Genomic DNA, 15,699 nt, shown 5'->3' with positions numbered 1-15,699 from the left:
CGGAGCCACCGGGTACGGCACGGCAGCCCCGGCCGCGGCGGCCCGGATCAGCCCGGCGCGCCGGTGAGGGCCCGGGTGTCGAGCGCGGGGAAGACGGTCTTGTCGGCGATCTCGCTGGCCGCCCGGTTGAGGCGCTTGGTCTCCGCGGCGGACGGCTTGTGCCCGTCCTTGAACTGGAACCACAGCAGCACCGCGTAGTGCCCGTGGGTCCACGCGCCCGCGAGCGCCTCGCCGGTGCCGAGCGCCTTGGTCGGGCCCGACTTGCCCTGCAGCGGCTTGACGTAGTCCTTGCGCTCCTTCGCCGCCCCGGCCGTGGCCACCCGCTTCGCCCCGGCGGAGGTGGAGAGGTTCGCCACCCCGATCGTGCCGATGATCTTGCCGGTGGAGTCCTGGAAGCTGGCGCGGATGAGCTGCGTGCACCTCGCCGCGGTCACGGCCTTCTGGATCTTCTCGCCGACCACCGCGTCCTTGCACTTCTTGTCGACCCGCCGCGCCCGCAGCAGATAGGTGCGGCCGCCGCTGGTGACCTTGACCTTGGGGAAGAGCTCCTTGGCGGTGAGCGGGGTCGGGTCGGTCTTGCGCGATGCGGCGAAGCCGTACTTGCCCTGCGGCCGGACGAGGCCGACGTGCGCCGAGGCGGCGGGCGAGGGGTCGTCCACGGCGGAGGTGGCCGCGGCGTTCCGCTGCGCGACCGCGTACAGGCCGCCGGCGGCCGCGCCGAGCAGCACCACCGCGGTGACCGAGTAGGCCACCGGGCGGACCCAGGACCGCCGCGGGCGCGGCGGCACGGCCACGGGGTCCGGCGACCGGTCGGCCGGGTCGGGCCGGTCGGTGCCGCCGGACGCCGCGAACGACGGCCGCTCGGGCACGGGGCCCACGCCGAACGAGGGCGGCGTGCCGAAGGACGACGGGAACGACGACGGTGCGCCGCCGCCGGCCGGAGCGCTCCACGGGTCCGCCGCGCCGTACGGCCGGGCGGGGTCACCCGTGCCCGGCGCCTGGGCGGCGAACGGGTCCGGTGCGCCGTACGAGCCCGGCATGCCGTACGGGGGGCTCGAGCGCGCCGGCCGCGCCGGGCGGAACAGGTCGGACGGCCCGTCGGCGGGCGTGGGGGCGCTCAGCGGCCCGGTCGTGCCGGGGGCCGGGAACGGGCCGGTCGAGCCGGGCGTGCCGTACGGATCGCCCGCGTCGGCGGCGCCGTACGGGGTGGCCGAGCCGTACGGATCCGGCGAACCGGGCGAACCCGCGGGGGCGGACTCCCACGGCCGGCCGGTGCCGCCCCAGGACGGCCCGGGCGATCCGGCCTCCCCGGCGGACGGCCAGGCCGGGCCCGTCCCGTGCGCGTCCGCGGCGGGACCCGGAAACGGGCCGGTGCCGGGACCGGCCGGCGATGCCGGAGTCGTGTCGGGCGAGTGGTACGGCGGGCGGCGCGACTCATCCCCGGGGTAACCCATGGCTCCCGAGACTAGCCTCGTGAGAGGGGGAAATGGTCAGGAATACCCGAAGTCTTGGGTCCACCAGGGCCCGCCCGGACCGGGCTTGACGCCGACCCCGGTGGCGACGATGCGGCAGTTGAGGATGTTGGCGCGGTGGTCGGGGTGCGCCATCCAGCCGCGCACCGCCTCCTCCGCGGTGAGGTAGCCGCGGGCGATGTTCTCCGCGGCGCCGTGGTGGTAGCCCGCCTGCTCCATGCGCCGCCACGGGGTGGCGCCGTTGCGCGAGGAGTGGGACAGGCGGTTGGTGGCGGCCATCTCCGCCGAGTGACGGCGCGCCGCGCGGACCAGCCGCGGGTCGACGCGCAGCGGGCGGCAGCCCACCCGGCGGCGCTCCCGGTTCACCAGCCGGACCACCGCGTTCTCGATCGAGGCGAGGCTCGCCAGGCGGCCGGTGCCGCCGTCGCCCCCGCCCGGGATGAGCAGGCTCGCCAGGCCGCCGCCCGAGGAGCCCTCGATCGTGTTCGACGGCCCCCGGCTCGGAGTGGCGCTGGGCGACGGGGACGCGGTCCTGCGGCCGGAGCCGCCGGCCGCCGCCGGCGTGCGCTCCACGGGCACCAGCTCGGCGCGCTCGTCGCGGGCGCCGGGCGCGCCGGCGCTCGGGGTGGGGGTCGCCGGGGAGGCGCCGGGCTCGGAGGCGGCGCGGAGGTCCCCGGTGCGGGTCGGCAGCGCGCTGTCGAGGCGGATCTCGTCGGGCTCGGCGGTCTCGGCACGGTACGTCGCGCGCCCGATCACCACGCCGATGAGCAGAACCGACACCAGGCAGGCGAACAGACCCAGGTTGGTCCGGCGGCGGACGATCCGCTGGGGACGCCGGGCGTGAAAGCGCTGCCACATGCCGCAATCAAATATAGGGATCTCCCTCTTGCGGAAGAAGGGAAAGTGGCGAAAGATTAGCCTTGTAGACGTGGTGGCGGTCCTTGCGCCGTCGCCCATGTCCGCATGCGGTCGTCCGGCGTCGCGTTTTGACCCTCTCCGCGACGGCGGGTACGCTGCTCTGTTGTCATGTGTGGATCGGTCTGGCACTGACCGGTGCACGGCGCATCCGGCGTCTTCTCCCGAGCTGTGGAGACGGAGGTCCTGGGCGGCGTGCGCCCGCCAAGACCTACCGAATCCAGACAGTAACTCTCTCATCCCGGACAGAAGGCTTACCGTGCGCACGTTCTCACCGAAGGCCGCCGACGTCGAGCGTCAGTGGTATGTCATCGACGCGACGGGTGTCGTGCTCGGGCGGCTGGCCAGTCAGATCGCGACGCTGCTTCGCGGGAAGCACAAGCCCATCTACGCGCCGCACGTCGACACCGGCGACTTCGTCATCGTCGTCAACGCCGACAAGGTCGTGCTGACGGGCAAGAAGCTGGAGCAGAAGAAGGCCTACCGCCACTCGGGTTACCCGGGCGGCTTGCGCTCCGTGTCGTACCGCGAGCTGATGGCCAAGCACCCCGAGCGGGTCGTCGAGAAGGCCGTCAAGGGCATGCTCCCGAAGAACTCGCTGGGCCGGAGGATGGCGAAGAAGCTCAAGGTCTACGCCGGCCCCGACCACCCGCACCAGGCCCAGAAGCCGGTGCCGTTCGAGATCGCCCAGATCGCCCAGTAACCCGAAAGTTAGAGGAGAACCCGTGGCCGAGCCCACTGGTGTCGAGACGCCCATCGCGGGCGATTTGGACACGGACTACTCCGAGGACTACCCGTCGGAGTACACCACCGAGACCCCCGTCAGCGCCGACGCCTCGCAGCGCCCGATCGCGACGGGCAACTCCTACGGCACGGGCCGTCGCAAGGAGGCGGTCGCCCGTGTCCGCATCGTGCCGGGCACCGGCAAGTGGACCATCAACGGCCGCTCGCTGGACTCGTACTTCCCGAACAAGGTCCACCAGCAGATGGTGAACGAGCCGCTGGTGACGCTCGGCGCGGAGGGGCAGTTCGACGTCATCGCCCGGATCAACGGCGGCGGCGTGACCGGCCAGGCCGGCGCGCTCCGCATGGGCCTCGCCCGCGCGCTGGCGGCCCTCGACGTCGAGGTGAACCGCCCGCCGCTGAAGAAGGCCGGCTTCCTCACCCGTGACGCCCGGGTGAAGGAGCGGAAGAAGTACGGCCTCAAGAAGGCCCGCAAGGCTCCTCAGTACAGCAAGCGTTGACGCGTCGGCTGTTCGGCACCGACGGGGTACGTGGGGTCGCCGGGCGCGACCTCACGGCCGAGCTCGCCATGGAGCTGTCGGTCGCGGCGGCCCATGTGCTCGGCGACGCCGGTGCCTTCCGGGCATCCGCGGGGCGGCGGGACCGCCCCCTTGCCGTCGTCGGCCGCGACCCCCGCGCCTCCGGGGAGTTCCTGGAGGCCGCGGTGGTCGCGGGCCTCGCGTCGTCCGGCGTCGACGTGCTGCGCCTCGGCGTGCTGCCCACGCCGGCGGTCGCGTACCTCACCGCCGCGCTCGACGCCGACCTCGGCGTCATGCTGTCGGCCTCGCACAACCCGGCCCCGGACAACGGGATCAAGTTCTTCGCCCGCGGCGGGCACAAGCTGCCGGACGCGGTGGAGACCGAGATCGAGCGGCGGCTGGGCGAGAAGTGGCAGCGCCCCACCGGCAGGGGGGTCGGCCGGGTCTCCGACGCGTACGGCGAGGCCGAGCGGTACGTCTCCCACCTGCTGGCGAGCATGCCGGGCCCGATCAACCGGCTGCGCGTGGTGGTCGACTGCGCCAACGGCGCCGCGCACCTGGTCGCCCCCGAGGCGCTGGTGCGCGCCGGGGCGTCGGTGGAGACGATCGGGGCCTCCCCTGACGGGCACAACATCAACGACGGCGTCGGCTCGACCCACCTCGACGCGCTGCGGGCCGCCGTGCGGGAGAAGGGCGCGGACCTCGGCGTCGCCTACGACGGCGACGCGGACCGCTGCCTGGCGGTCACCGCGGACGGCGAGACCGTGGACGGCGACCAGATCATGACGATCCTCGCGCTCGCCATGCACGAGCGCGGGCGGCTGGCGAACGACACCGTGGTCGCGACCGTCATGTCCAACCTCGGCTTCCGGCTCGCGCTGCGGCGGCACGGGCTGAACCTGGTGGAGACCGCGGTGGGCGACCGGTACGTGCTCGAGGCGATGCGGTCGGGCGGCCACAACCTGGGCGGCGAGCAGTCCGGCCACGTGGTGATGCTCGACCACGCCACCACCGGGGACGGCGTGCTCACCTCGCTGCACCTGCTCGCCCGGGTGAGCGAGACCGGGCGGAGCCTCGCCGAGCTCGCCTCGGTGATGACCCGCCTGCCCCAGGTGCTGATCAACGTCCGGGATGTCGACAAGTCGAAGGTGGGGACCTCGGAGAAGCTCGCCGCCGCGATCGCCGCGGCGGAGGCCGAGCTGGGGGACTCCGGCCGCGTGCTGATCCGGCCCAGCGGCACCGAGCCGATGGTGCGGGTGATGGTCGAGGCCGAGTCCCAGGAGCAGGCCGAGCGCGTCGCCGCCGACCTCGCCGAGGTGGTGCGAACCGCCTGCGCGTAAGCCGGCCAACGACGTGACCACGGGCCGGCCCACGGCGAAAGCCGTGCGGCTGGCCCGTTTCGCGTTCTCCGGTGACTTTGCGGCGGTACGGCCGGCGCGGCCCGGCCTCGCCACCCGGTTCGCCCCGCGAGGACGGGGTAGAGGGCATCGGTGCCCGCCGCCGTCCGGACCGCCCGGCTCCCGCCCGTCCGCCCGGGCCTGCCGTACCTGCGAATGTAAAGTCTCGCTTATATAGTCTTGCGCTTATATAAGCCACTGCCGTACCTTCTCTTCGTGCACGCGTTCGATGTTCTCGGCGACCCGGTGCGCCGCAGGATCCTGGAGATCCTCGCCGACGGCGAGGCCTCCTCGGGGGACGTCTGCCGGGTGATCCAGGCGGAGTTCGGGATCTCCCAGCCGGCCGTCTCCCAGCACCTGAAGGTGCTGCGCGAGTCCGGGTTCGTCACCGTGCGGCCGGAGGGCACGCGGCGGTGGTACGCGGTGAACTCCGCGCCGCTGCAGGAGATCGACACCTGGCTCGACCGGTTCCGGCGGTACTGGAGCACCCACCTCGACGCGCTGGCCACCGAGATCGCCCGCGGCAAACGCGAGCGCCGCCTGCGCGGCCCCGGCGAGCCGCCGAATCCACGAGGGGAGACATCATGATCGACATCCGCGAGCAGATCGGGTCCGTCGACCGCCGGCTGGGGGACCGGGTCCTGGACGGGCGCGAGGCGCGGGTCCTCACCATCGGCCGGTCGTTCGACACCACCGTCGAGGACCTGTGGCAGGCCTGCACCGACCCCGAGCGCATCCGGCGGTGGTTCCTCCCGGTCTCCGGCGACCTGCGCCCGGGCGGCCGCTACCGGATCGAGGGCAACGCGAGCGGCGTGATCGAGCGCTGCGACCCGCCCCGGAGCTTCTCCGCCACCTGGGAGTACGGCGGGCAGGTGAGCTGGATCGAGGTCCGCATCGGCGAGACGCCCGACGGGCGGGCCCGGTTCGAGCTCGACCACATCGCCCACGTCGACGACCGCTGGGACGAGTTCGGCCCGGGCGCCGTCGGCATCGGCTGGGACGGGGCCCTGCTCGGCCTCACCCTCCACCTGGCCACCGGCGAGGGCATAGACCCGAAGGAGGCCGAGGCGTGGATGACCTCCGAGGAGGGCCGCGCCTTCTACCGGCTGAGCGGCGACGCCTGGTGCGAGGCCGACATCGCCTCCGGCACCGACAAGGACAAGGCCCGCGCCGCGTCCCAGCGCACCATCGCGTTCTACACCGGCGAGGCGGCCGCGGGCCAGGACGCCTGCGAATCCTGATCGGGCGCGCACCGGCCCGTGTCCGCGCCGCGGCTCAGGTACGGCGCAGCCGTACCCACCGCACCGAGTGGTCGGACCCCTTGCGCAGCACGAGCTGGGCGCGGGCGCGGGTCGGCGCGATGTTCTCCACGAGGTTGCGCTCGTTGATGTCCCGCCACACGTTGCGGGCGAACTCGGTCGCCTCCGCCTCCGACAGCTCGGTGAGGAACCGGAAGTAGGACTTGGGGTCGGAGAAGGCGGTGCGCCGCAGCTTGTGGAACCGGGCGAGGTACCACTCGCGGATGTCCTCGACCCGCGCGTCCACGTAGATCGAGAAGTCGAAGAAGTCGTTCACCGCGAGCGCGGCGGGCGGGGCGGGCTGGAGCACGTTGAGCCCCTCCACGATGAGGATGTCCGGCCGCCGCACCGTCTGCCGCGCCCCGGGCACGATGTCGTACTCGAGGTGGCTGTAGACCGGGACGTCGATCTCCGGCACCCCGGCCTTCACCGCGGCGACGAACCGCACCAGGGCCCGCCGGTCGTAGCTCTCCGGGAAGCCCTTGCGGTGCATGAGCCCGCGCTCCTGCAGGATCTTGTTCGGGTAGAGGAAGCTGTCGGTGGTGACCAGCTCCACGCGCGGGTGTTCCGGCCAGCGGGCGAGCAGGGCACGCAGCAGCCGCGCCGTCGTCGACTTGCCCACCGCGACGCTGCCCGCGATGCCGAGGATGTACGGCGGCGGGTCGGAGCGCTCGCCGAGGAACTCGCTCACCGTGGCGCCGCGCGCCCGTACCCCCGCAAAGTGCAGGTTGAGCAGGCGGCTCAGCGGCAGGTAGATGTCGGTGACCTCGGTGAGGTCGATGGGGTCGTCGACGCCGCGCAGCTCCTCCAGCTCCTGCTGGGTGAGCGTGAGCGGGGTGTTCTCCCGCAGCCGGCTCCACTGCTCGCGGCTGAGTTCGACGTACGGTGACGGAACTCCGTCCCATCCGTTGGCCATATCGGGTGAGCCTACCGGGGGCGTTGATCCCGGCCCGCAGGCCGCCCCCCGTCCCGGGGTGCGGGCGTCTACCCTGGCCACATGATCGTGGGCATCGGCGTGGACGTGGTGGACGTGGCGCGGTTCGGCGCCGCGCTGGAACGCACCCCGGCGCTGCGCGACCGGCTGTTCACCCCGGTCGAGCGGGACCTGCCCACGCCGTCGCTCGCGGCCCGGTTCGCCGCCAAGGAGGCGGTGGCCAAGGCGCTCGGCGCGCCGCCCGGGCTCGCCCACCGGGAGGCCGAGGTGCGCCGGGAGGCGGGCGGCCGCCCCCGGCTGCACCTGTACGGCCGGGCCGCCGAGGTCGCGGCCGAGCTCGGGGTGGCCCGCTGGCACGTCTCGCTCAGCCACGACGGCGGCGTCGCGATCGCGTACGTGGTCGCGGAGGGCGGCGGCACGGAGGTTCCGCCCGGCCGGGGCGCGGCGGGCTAGATTTCCGTACCGTGCGTACCGCATACACCGCCGAGCAGATCCGTGCCGCAGAACGCGTGCTCATGGCCCGCCTGCCCGAGGGCACGCTCATGCAACGCGCCGCCGCCGCGCTCGCCGCGGTCTGCGCCCGCACCCTGGGCCGGGTGTACGGCTCCCGCGTCGCCGTGCTCGCGGGCGGCGGCGACAACGGGGGCGACGCGCTGTTCGCCGGGGCCCGGCTCGCCCGCCGCGGGGCCCGGGTCACGGCGATCCTCGCCTCCTTCCGCACCCACCGGGCCGGGCTCGCCGCGCTGCGCGCCGCCGGTGGCCGGGTCGTCGCGCTCACCCCGGCGGACTCCGGGGGCGGATCCGGGGGCGCCGCCGCCCTGCCCGAGGAGGCCGTCCGGGCCGTGGCGTCCGCCGACCTGATCGTGGACGGGCTCGTCGGCATCGGCGGGTCGGGCGCGCTGCGCGAGCCGTACGCGGGGCTCGCCCGGCTGGCGAACGACGCGCCCGGCATCGTCGTCGCGGTCGACGTGCCGAGCGGGGTGGACGCGAGCACCGGGTGCGTGCCCGGTGCGGCGGTGCGCGCCGACCGCACGGTCACCTTCGGCGCGTGCAAGATCGGCCTGCTCGTCGACCCGGGGGCGAGCCACGTCGGCGCCCTCCACGTGATCGACATCGGCATCGGCCCGTACCTGCCCGAGCCCGGGGTGACCGCGCTCACCGCGGCCGACGTCGCCGACCGGCTGCCGCGGCCTGCCGCGGAGTCCGACAAGTACCGGCGGGGCGTGGTCGGCGTGGTCGCGGGAAGCGACCGATTCACCGGGGCCGCCGTGCTCGCGGTGGGCGGCGCGGTGCGCGGCGGGGCCGGGATGGTCCGGTACGCCGGTCCGGCCGAGCCGGTACGGCTGGTGCGCGCCCGCTGGCCGGAGGCGGTGACCACGATCCTGGAGCCGGGCGACGACGTCTCCGGCGTGGGCCGGGTGCAGGCCTGGGTGCTCGGCCCCGGCATGGGCACCGACGACCGGGCGCACGCGCTCGCCCGGTCGGTGCTCGACACCGGCCTGCCCACGGTGCTCGACGCCGACGGGCTCACCCTGCTCGCCCGCGACCGGTCGCTGCTGCGCCCGAACCTGCTGCTCACCCCGCACGCCGGGGAGCTGTCCCGGCTGCTCGGCGTGCCCGCCGCGGACATCGAGGCGCGCCGCCTGGAGCACGTGCGGCGCGCCGCGGCGGAGCTGGGCGTGACCGTGCTGCTCAAGGGCTCGACCACGCTCGTCGCCGAGCCCGGGCGGCCGGTGCGGGTGAACCCGACCGGCACCCCGTGGCTCGCCACCGCGGGCACCGGGGACGTGCTCGCGGGCCTCGCCGGCGCGCTGCTCGCCGGGGGCCTCGACACCTACGACGCGGGCTGCTGCGCGGCGTTCCTGCACGGCCTCGCCGCCCACGTCGCCGCGGCCGGGCCCGGCGGCGCCACGGAGGCCGCCGAGGCGGTGCTCACGACCATGCTCGACGCGGTCGCGGGAGCCGGCACGGCCGGCCGCGCCGACGTGCCCACGGCGCCGATCTCGGCGCAGGACCTCCCCGACGCTCTGCCCGAAGCGCTCCGCTTGCTCGAGTCACCTGCCAAAATGGAGGAATGAGCGCTGTGACCCCCGCCGAGGCACGGGTGGACCTGTCGGCCATCGCCCACAACATCGGCGTCCTGCGCGAGCACGCCTCCGGCGCCGAGGTGATGGCGGTGGTCAAGGCGGACGGCTACGGTCACGGCATGGTGCAGAGCGCCCGCGCCTGCCTGGAGGCGGGGGCGACCCGGCTCGGCGCGGCACTGGTGAGCGAGGCCGTGGCGCTGCGCGAGGCCGGGTTCACCGTACCGATCCTCGCGTGGATCATCACCCCGGGCGAGTCGCTCGACGCGGCGGCCGAGCACGGCATCGAGCTGTCCGCGGGCTCGACGGTGATCCTCGACCGCATCGCCGACGCGGCCCGCCGTACCGGGCGCACGGTGCGGGTGCACCTGAAGGTCGACACCGGCATCTCGCGCGGCGGCGCGCCGCTCGCGGCCTGGCCGGAGCTGCTCGACCGCGCGGCGGCGCTGCGCGCCGAGGGCGTCATCGAGGTCACGGGCCTGTGGTCGCACTTCGCCTGCGCCGACATCCCCGGCCACCCGTCGATCGCCGCGCAGCTCGACGCGTTCGACGAGGCGGTCACCCAGGCGGACAAGAAGGGGGTGGGCGCCGACGCGATCCGGCACTTCGCCAACTCCGCCGCGGTGCTCACCATCCCCCGGGCGCGCTACGACATGGTGCGGCCGGGCATCGCGATCTACGGCCTCAGCCCGATCCCGGAGCTGGGCGACTTCGGGCTGCGCCCGGCGATGACGCTCGTCGCCCGCGTCGCCCTGGCCAAGCGGGTGCCCCCCGGCTCCGGCGTCTCCTACGCCCACCTGTACGTCACCGACCGCGAGACCACGCTCGGCCTCGTGCCGCTCGGGTACGCCGACGGCGTGATGCGCGGCCTGTCGAACCGGGGGGAGGTGTTCGCGGCGGGCCGCCGGCGGCGGATCGCGGGGCGGGTCTGCATGGACCAGTTCGTGATCGACGTGGGCGACGATCCCCTGGCGGCGGGAGACGAGGTCATCCTGTTCGGGCCGGGGGACCACGGCGAGCCGACCGCCCAGGAATGGGCGGATTCCCTCGGCACGATCACCCATGAGATCGTGACGAGGATCGGTTCGCGCGTGCCGCGCGTTTACCGGTATGACGGTGTGCGGTAAGGAGGAGCCGTGAGCAGGCGGCGAAGGGTCGGAATCGCGGGCGCGATCGTCGGAGCCGCTTCGGCGGGAGTGGCGACGGCGGCACTGGCGAAGCGGTATGCGGTCGGGCGCATCCGGTTGCGGCCCGACCCGGCGGCGAACGAGCCCTTCGGCGAGCTGCGCGGACGCGAGGTGGCGGTGACCACCTCCGACGGGGTGCGGCTGCACGTGGAGCTCGACGGCCCGGAGGACGCGCCGCTCACCGTGGTGTTCTGCCACGGGTACACGCTCAACCTCGACTCCTGGCACTACCAGCGCCGCGACCTGCGCGAGACGCACCGCCTGCTGCTGTTCGACCAGCGCTGCCACGGCCGGTCGCAGCGGGAGGGCGTGGCCGACCGCACCATCGAACGGCTCGGCGAGGACCTGTACGACGTGCTCAACGCCCAGGTGCCGGGCCCGTGCGTGCTCGTCGGCCACTCGATGGGCGGCATGACGATCATGGCGCTGGCGGAGCGGCACCCGGAGCTGTTCGGCGACCGGATCCAGGGGGTGGCGCTCATCGCCACGTCCGCGGGCAAGCTCGCCGAGATCACCCTCGGCCTGCCCGCCCTGGTGGCGAAGGCGGTGCACTTCGTCGCCCCGCAGGCGGTCGCCGTGCTCGGGCGGCGGGCCGCGCTCGTCGACCGCGGGCGGCAGTTCGGCAGCGACGTGTCGTTCCTCGCGATGCGGCTGCTCGGGTTTGGCGACTCCCGGAACGTCAGCCCCACGCTCGTCGACTTCGTCGACACCATGATCCGCTCCACGCCGACCGACGTGATCGCCGACTTCTACCCGGCGCTCATGTCGCACGACGCGCTGGGCGCGCTCGACGTGCTCGACAAGGTGCCCACCTCGATCATCGTGGGGGAGAAGGACTGGATCACCCCGCCCGACCACAGCCGGGCGATCGCCGAGGTGGTGCCGTCCGCCCGGCTCGAGGTGGTGCCGAACACCTCCCACCTGGTGCAGCTGGAGCGGCCCGAGGTGGTCAACGAGGAACTCCGTGATTTGATCAAGCGGGCGCAGGGGGAGAAGCGGTGAGGACGGCGCGTACCCCGGAGGAGATGCGGGCGATCGGCGCCGAGCTCGCCACCCGGCTGCGGCGCGGCGACCTCGTCGTGCTCTCCGGCCCGCTCGGCGCGGGCAAGACCACGCTGGTGCAGGGCATCGCCGAGGGGCTCAAGGTCCGCGGGCCGGTCACCTCGCCGACGTTCGTGATCGCCCGGGTGCACCCGTCGCTGTGCGACGGCCCGGCCCTGGTGCACGTCGACGCCTACCGGCTCGGCGGCCGGCTGGAGGTCGACGACCTCGACCTGGACGCCTCCCTCGACGAGTCGGTCACGGTCGTGGAGTGGGGCGAGGACCTGGTCGAGGCGCTCACCGAGGACCGCCTCGAGATCGAGATCACGCTCGGCCCCACAGGGGACGAGCGCACCCTGCGCATCACCGGCGTCGGCGCGCGCTGGGCCGGCGAGTTCTGACCCGCGCCTCCGTTTTTACCGCTTTCGTCGCCATTTTCCCGATAGCGGGCATTGGCAGGACCCTGTCCGCGTCGCCAAAACCCGGATCCGGCCGGAAATTGTCGCATCAAAGATCGTCGGGAGGGGGTTGGCTTATATTTTCGGGGTATGACGGTCAACGGTTGGTAGCGTGATCGACCGGTCGTGGTGAACGACGAGGCGGGAGTGTACGGCGTGCGCAAAATCGGTCAAGTCACGTTGGCGGGCACGTTGGTGCTGTGCGGGGCCGCCGCCTGTTCCGCGGAGGAGGATCTGCCCTCCCCGCCGACCCCTGCCGCCGCCACCGAGTCGGCCTCCCCCGAGCAGGTCGTGGGCCGCCAGCCGATCCGGGTCGAGCTGGACCCGGCGCGCGTCTCCGCCGAGGGCCGCACCAGGTCGATCCGCATCCGGGCGTACTGCCCGGTGCCGCAGGGCGGCACCGAGCACCGGGCGACGGCCCGCTCGGAGGCCTTCACCGGCGTGGTCACCCTCGTCCCGCCGACCGGGGCCCAGGAGGGCGGCGGGACCCCGGCGGCTCCGGTGGTGACCGGCTCCGCGGTGCTGCGCCGCGACGTCAACCCGGGCCGCTACCCCGTCGAGGTCCGGTGCGAGGGCACGAACGACTCCGGCACGGCCCGGCTCACCGTCACCCGGCCGCGCCCCACCCCGACCCCGACGCCGACCCGCACCTACCCGACCCGGGCGCCGCACGCGGGCGGCGGCGGCACGGCCGCGAGCGGGCCCGCCGACGAGCAGGGCATCCCGCTGCCCCTGACCGGGCTCGGGGTCGCCGCCCTGGTGGCCGGCGGCGTGGTGTTCGCCCGTCGCCGATTCGGATGAGATGAGCCAGTGGCGAACCGTCGTGGTGGCCGGGGTGATCACCGGCACCCTGCTGTACGCGGTCGCCGGTCGTGACCGGCAGGAGGAACGGGCCGAGGCCCCGAAACGGGCCGCCGCGGTCACGCCGCAGCGCCTCGACATCCCCTCGCTCAAGCTCAAGGCCCCGCTGATGCGGCTCGGCCTCACCAAGGAGGGCGACGTCGAGCTGCCGCCGTTCGAGAAGCCCCAGGTGGCGGGCTGGTACGAGGGCAGCGCCGTACCCGGCGAGAAGGGCGCCTCGGTGATCATCGGCCACGTGGACACCAAGACCGCCGCCGCCGTGTTCTACCGGCTGCGCGAGGTCCGCAAGGGCGCCGAGGTGAGGATCTCCCGCAGCGACGGCAAGGTGGCGCGGTACCGCGTGGACCGGATCGAGCAGGTGAACAAGGAGCGGTTCCCGGCCGAGCGGGTCTACACCGAGGACGGCCTGCGCCTGGTCACCTGCGGCGGGCCGTTCGACCGGAGGCGGGGACAGTACCGGGACAACATCATCGTCTACGCCTCGCTGGTCACCTGAGCCCGGGCCGGCGCGGGCGTGCGAACCCGCCCGGGTGCGGCGCGGACTAGGATTGAGGCTCGTGCTGGTCCTGGCCTTTGACACCGCGACGCCCGCGGTCACCGCGGCGGTGCACGACGGGGAACGCGTCCTCGCCGAGCGTACGACCGTCGACGCCCGCAGGCACGGCGAGCTGCTCGTGCCCACGATCGAGGAGGTGTTGCGGGCCGCCGGGGTCTCGCTGCGGGACGTGACCGCGATCGTCTCGGGCATGGGGCCGGGGCCGTACACCGGGCTGCGCGTCGGGCTGGCCACGGCGCAGGCGCTCTCCTCGGCGACCGGCGCCCCCGCGTACGGCATCTGCACGCTCGACGCGATCGCCCACGCGGTCGAGATCGACGGCCCGTTCCTGGTGGCGACCGACGCGCGGCGCAAGGAGGTCTTCTGGGGCTCCTACGACGCCGATCGGCTGCGGCTCGCCGGGCCCGCGGTGGACCGCCCCGACATGCTCCCCGGCGTGCTGCCGGTCGCGGGCGCCGGGGCGCGCATGTACGCGGAGGTCATCGGCCCGGACCGGGTGATCGACCCGGAGTACCCCTCGGGGGCGGCCCTCGCCGCGCTCGCCGCCGAGCGGCTCGCCGCCGGGGCCGAGCTCGATCCGCCGCGGCCGATCTACCTGCGCCGCCCGGACGCCCGGATACCCGGACCGCCGAAGCGGGTGACGGCATGACCGAGCCCGCGGCGCCCCGGGTGCGGATCCGGCGGATGACGTACCAGGATCTCCCGGCCGTCATGAAGCTGGAGCGGGAGATCTTCCCCGAGGATCCGTGGACCGAGGGCATGATGCGCGGCGAGCTCGACGAGCAGCCGCGCACCCGGCACTACCTCGTCGCGACCGACGGCGACGAGATCGTCGGCTACGCGGGGCTCGCCGCCGCGGGCGACCAGGCCGACGTGCAGACGATCGCGGTGCGCGCCGGCCACCGGCGCGCGGGCATCGGCCGCACGCTCATGGCGGAGCTGCTCGAGGAGGCGGTACGGCGCGGCGCCGAGGCGGTCTTCCTCGAGGTGCGCGCGGACAACACCCCGGCGCAGACGATGTACGAGCGCTTCGGGTTCGAGCGCATCGGCGTGCGGCGCCGCTACTACGCCGACGGCACCGACGCGTACACGATGATGAAGAAGCTGCGATGAAAAAGCCTCGGTGAGGCCCGGCGATCCCGTTCCGCACGGCGGCGCGCGGGAAGCGGACGAGAAGACGGATGAGAAGGCGTGACGATGGGCGACGCACCCCTGGTCCTGGGCATCGAGACCTCCTGTGACGAGACCGGCATCGGGCTCGTGCGCGGCCACACGCTGCTGGCCGACACGATCGCCTCGAGCGTGGACGAGCACGCCCGGTTCGGCGGCGTGGTGCCGGAGGTGGCCTCGCGCGCCCATCTCGAGGCGCTCACCCCGACCCTGGAGCGGGCGCTGGACCGGGCCGGGGTGAAGCTGTCCGACGTCGACGCGGTCGCGGTCACCGCCGGTCCCGGGCTCGCCGGGGCGCTGCTCGTCGGCGTCGCCGCGGCGAAGGCGTACGCGCTCGGCCTCGGCGTGCCGCTCTACGGGGTGAACCACCTCGCCGCGCACGTCGCCGTCGACCAGCTCGAGCACGGCCCGCTGCCCAAGCCGTGCGTGGCGCTGCTCGTCTCCGGCGGCCACTCCTCGCTGCTGCTCGTCACCGACGTGGCCCGGGAGGTGATCTCGCTCGGATCGACCGTGGACGACGCGGCCGGCGAGGCGTTCGACAAGGTGGCCCGGGTGCTCGGCCTGCCGTTCCCGGGCGGCCCGCACATCGACCGCGCCGCCGCCTCCGGATCGGGCGACGCGATCGCGTTCCCGCGCGGCAAGTACGACGACGGCACGCTCGACTTCTCCTTCTCCGGCCTGAAGACCGCGGTCGCCCGGTGGATCGAGGCCCGGGAGGCCGCCGGGGAGCCGGTGCCGGTCGCCGACGTGGCCGCGTCCTTCCAGGAGGCCGTGGTCGACGTGCTCACCCGCAAGGCGCTGCAGGCCTGCGCCCGCTACGACGTGAAGGACCTGCTCATCGGCGGCGGGGTGGCGGCGAACTCGCGGCTGCGCGCCCTCGCCCAGGAGCGGTGCGACGCCGCCGGGGTACGGCTGCGCGTGCCGCGGCCGAGTCTGTGCACCGACAACGGCGCGATGGTCGCGGCGCTCGGGGCCGAGATGCTCGCCGCGGGCGTGCCCGCCTCCCCGCTCGACATCCCGGCCGACTCCTCGCTCCCGGTGACCACGGTCCGGGTCTGACCGTA

At 74.2% G+C, this 15,699-nt stretch carries 18 protein-coding genes; 15 read left to right on the top strand and 3 right to left on the bottom strand.

What is annotated here, in order from left to right; translation table 11 throughout:
- Positions 1-47: 47 nt before the first annotated feature.
- Together FHX40_RS18775 and FHX40_RS18770 are read right to left on the bottom strand one after the other, a co-directional pair.
- Positions 48-1,454 carry a hypothetical protein gene (locus FHX40_RS18775; protein ID WP_142260836.1) on the bottom strand — a complete coding sequence of 469 codons (1,407 nt, stop codon included), beginning with the start codon at positions 1,452-1,454 and terminating at the stop codon, positions 48-50.
- Positions 1,455-1,490: 36 nt separating this feature from the next.
- Positions 1,491-2,330, bottom strand: a complete 840-nt coding sequence (locus FHX40_RS18770; protein WP_142260835.1) for a CAP domain-containing protein — start codon at positions 2,328-2,330, stop codon at positions 1,491-1,493.
- 316 nt (positions 2,331-2,646) lie between these two features.
- Here FHX40_RS18770 and rplM point away from each other — a divergent pair, with 316 nt between their 5' ends.
- The 5 genes from rplM to FHX40_RS18745 all read left to right on the top strand — a co-directional run bounded on the left by rplM (position 2,647) and on the right by FHX40_RS18745 (position 6,287).
- Positions 2,647-3,090 carry a 50S ribosomal protein L13 gene (rplM, locus tag FHX40_RS18765; protein ID WP_142260834.1) on the top strand — a complete coding sequence of 148 codons (444 nt, stop codon included), beginning with the start codon at positions 2,647-2,649 and terminating at the stop codon, positions 3,088-3,090.
- A gap of 22 nt (positions 3,091-3,112) precedes the next feature.
- The gene (gene rpsI / locus FHX40_RS18760) at positions 3,113-3,631 is read left to right on the top strand and encodes a 30S ribosomal protein S9 (RefSeq protein ID WP_142260833.1); all 519 of its coding nucleotides are present in this window, start codon (positions 3,113-3,115) and stop codon (positions 3,629-3,631) included.
- Positions 3,628-4,989: a phosphoglucosamine mutase gene (glmM, locus tag FHX40_RS18755; protein ID WP_142260832.1), complete on the top strand. Its 1,362-nt coding sequence runs from the start codon at positions 3,628-3,630 to the stop codon at positions 4,987-4,989. The genes rpsI and glmM overlap by 4 nt, the downstream gene beginning before the upstream one ends.
- Before the next feature lie 273 nt (positions 4,990-5,262).
- On the top strand, positions 5,263-5,634 hold the full coding sequence (locus FHX40_RS18750) for an ArsR/SmtB family transcription factor (protein ID WP_142260831.1): 372 nt from the start codon (positions 5,263-5,265) through the stop codon (positions 5,632-5,634).
- Positions 5,631-6,287: an SRPBCC family protein gene (locus FHX40_RS18745; RefSeq protein WP_142260830.1), complete on the top strand. Its 657-nt coding sequence runs from the start codon at positions 5,631-5,633 to the stop codon at positions 6,285-6,287. The genes FHX40_RS18750 and FHX40_RS18745 overlap by 4 nt, the downstream gene beginning before the upstream one ends.
- 34 nt (positions 6,288-6,321) lie before the next feature.
- Here the strand turns inward: FHX40_RS18745 and coaA are convergent, their stop codons facing one another.
- Positions 6,322-7,260: a type I pantothenate kinase gene (gene coaA / locus FHX40_RS18740; protein WP_142260829.1), complete on the bottom strand. Its 939-nt coding sequence runs from the start codon at positions 7,258-7,260 to the stop codon at positions 6,322-6,324.
- Positions 7,261-7,341: 81 nt separating this feature from the next.
- On the opposite strand from coaA, the gene FHX40_RS18735 reads away from it, so the two are divergent.
- The 10 genes from FHX40_RS18735 (at position 7,342) to tsaD (ending at position 15,694) form a co-directional block, all read left to right on the top strand.
- Entirely contained in the window at positions 7,342-7,731 is a 390-nt protein-coding gene (locus FHX40_RS18735; protein ID WP_142260828.1) for a holo-ACP synthase, read from the top strand.
- An 11-nt stretch (positions 7,732-7,742) separates the two neighbouring features.
- Positions 7,743-9,356 (top strand): NAD(P)H-hydrate dehydratase, encoded by a 1,614-nt coding sequence (locus tag FHX40_RS18730; protein ID WP_142260827.1) that lies wholly within the window; start codon positions 7,743-7,745, stop codon positions 9,354-9,356.
- Positions 9,353-10,489, top strand: a complete 1,137-nt coding sequence (gene alr, locus FHX40_RS18725) for an alanine racemase (RefSeq protein ID WP_142260826.1) — start codon at positions 9,353-9,355, stop codon at positions 10,487-10,489. The genes FHX40_RS18730 and alr overlap by 4 nt, the downstream gene beginning before the upstream one ends.
- 9 nt (positions 10,490-10,498) lie before the next feature.
- On the top strand, positions 10,499-11,551 hold the full coding sequence (locus FHX40_RS18720) for an alpha/beta fold hydrolase (protein WP_142260825.1): 1,053 nt from the start codon (positions 10,499-10,501) through the stop codon (positions 11,549-11,551).
- A 23-nt stretch (positions 11,552-11,574) separates the two neighbouring features.
- A complete protein-coding gene (gene tsaE / locus FHX40_RS18715; protein WP_142261886.1) occupies positions 11,575-11,991 on the top strand; it encodes a tRNA (adenosine(37)-N6)-threonylcarbamoyltransferase complex ATPase subunit type 1 TsaE in 417 nt (138 codons plus the stop codon).
- 237 nt (positions 11,992-12,228) lie between these two features.
- Positions 12,229-12,849: a hypothetical protein gene (locus FHX40_RS18710; protein ID WP_170198884.1), complete on the top strand. Its 621-nt coding sequence runs from the start codon at positions 12,229-12,231 to the stop codon at positions 12,847-12,849.
- A 1-nt stretch (position 12,850) separates the two neighbouring features.
- Entirely contained in the window at positions 12,851-13,405 is a 555-nt protein-coding gene (locus FHX40_RS18705) for a class F sortase (protein ID WP_142260823.1), read from the top strand.
- 61 nt (positions 13,406-13,466) lie between these two features.
- On the top strand, positions 13,467-14,114 hold the full coding sequence (gene tsaB / locus FHX40_RS18700) for a tRNA (adenosine(37)-N6)-threonylcarbamoyltransferase complex dimerization subunit type 1 TsaB (RefSeq protein ID WP_142260822.1): 648 nt from the start codon (positions 13,467-13,469) through the stop codon (positions 14,112-14,114).
- Positions 14,111-14,578, top strand: coding sequence for a ribosomal protein S18-alanine N-acetyltransferase (gene rimI, locus FHX40_RS18695; protein WP_229789173.1), 468 nt, complete (start codon positions 14,111-14,113; stop codon positions 14,576-14,578). The genes tsaB and rimI overlap by 4 nt, the downstream gene beginning before the upstream one ends.
- A gap of 84 nt (positions 14,579-14,662) precedes the next feature.
- On the top strand, positions 14,663-15,694 hold the full coding sequence (tsaD, locus tag FHX40_RS18690) for a tRNA (adenosine(37)-N6)-threonylcarbamoyltransferase complex transferase subunit TsaD (protein WP_142260821.1): 1,032 nt from the start codon (positions 14,663-14,665) through the stop codon (positions 15,692-15,694).
- Positions 15,695-15,699 lie beyond the last annotated feature (5 nt).

It is taken from the genome of Thermopolyspora flexuosa, assembly GCF_006716785.1.
GTDB classification, from domain to species: domain Bacteria; phylum Actinomycetota; class Actinomycetes; order Streptosporangiales; family Streptosporangiaceae; genus Thermopolyspora; species Thermopolyspora flexuosa.
This window is presented reverse-complemented; position numbering and strand designations above follow the sequence as displayed.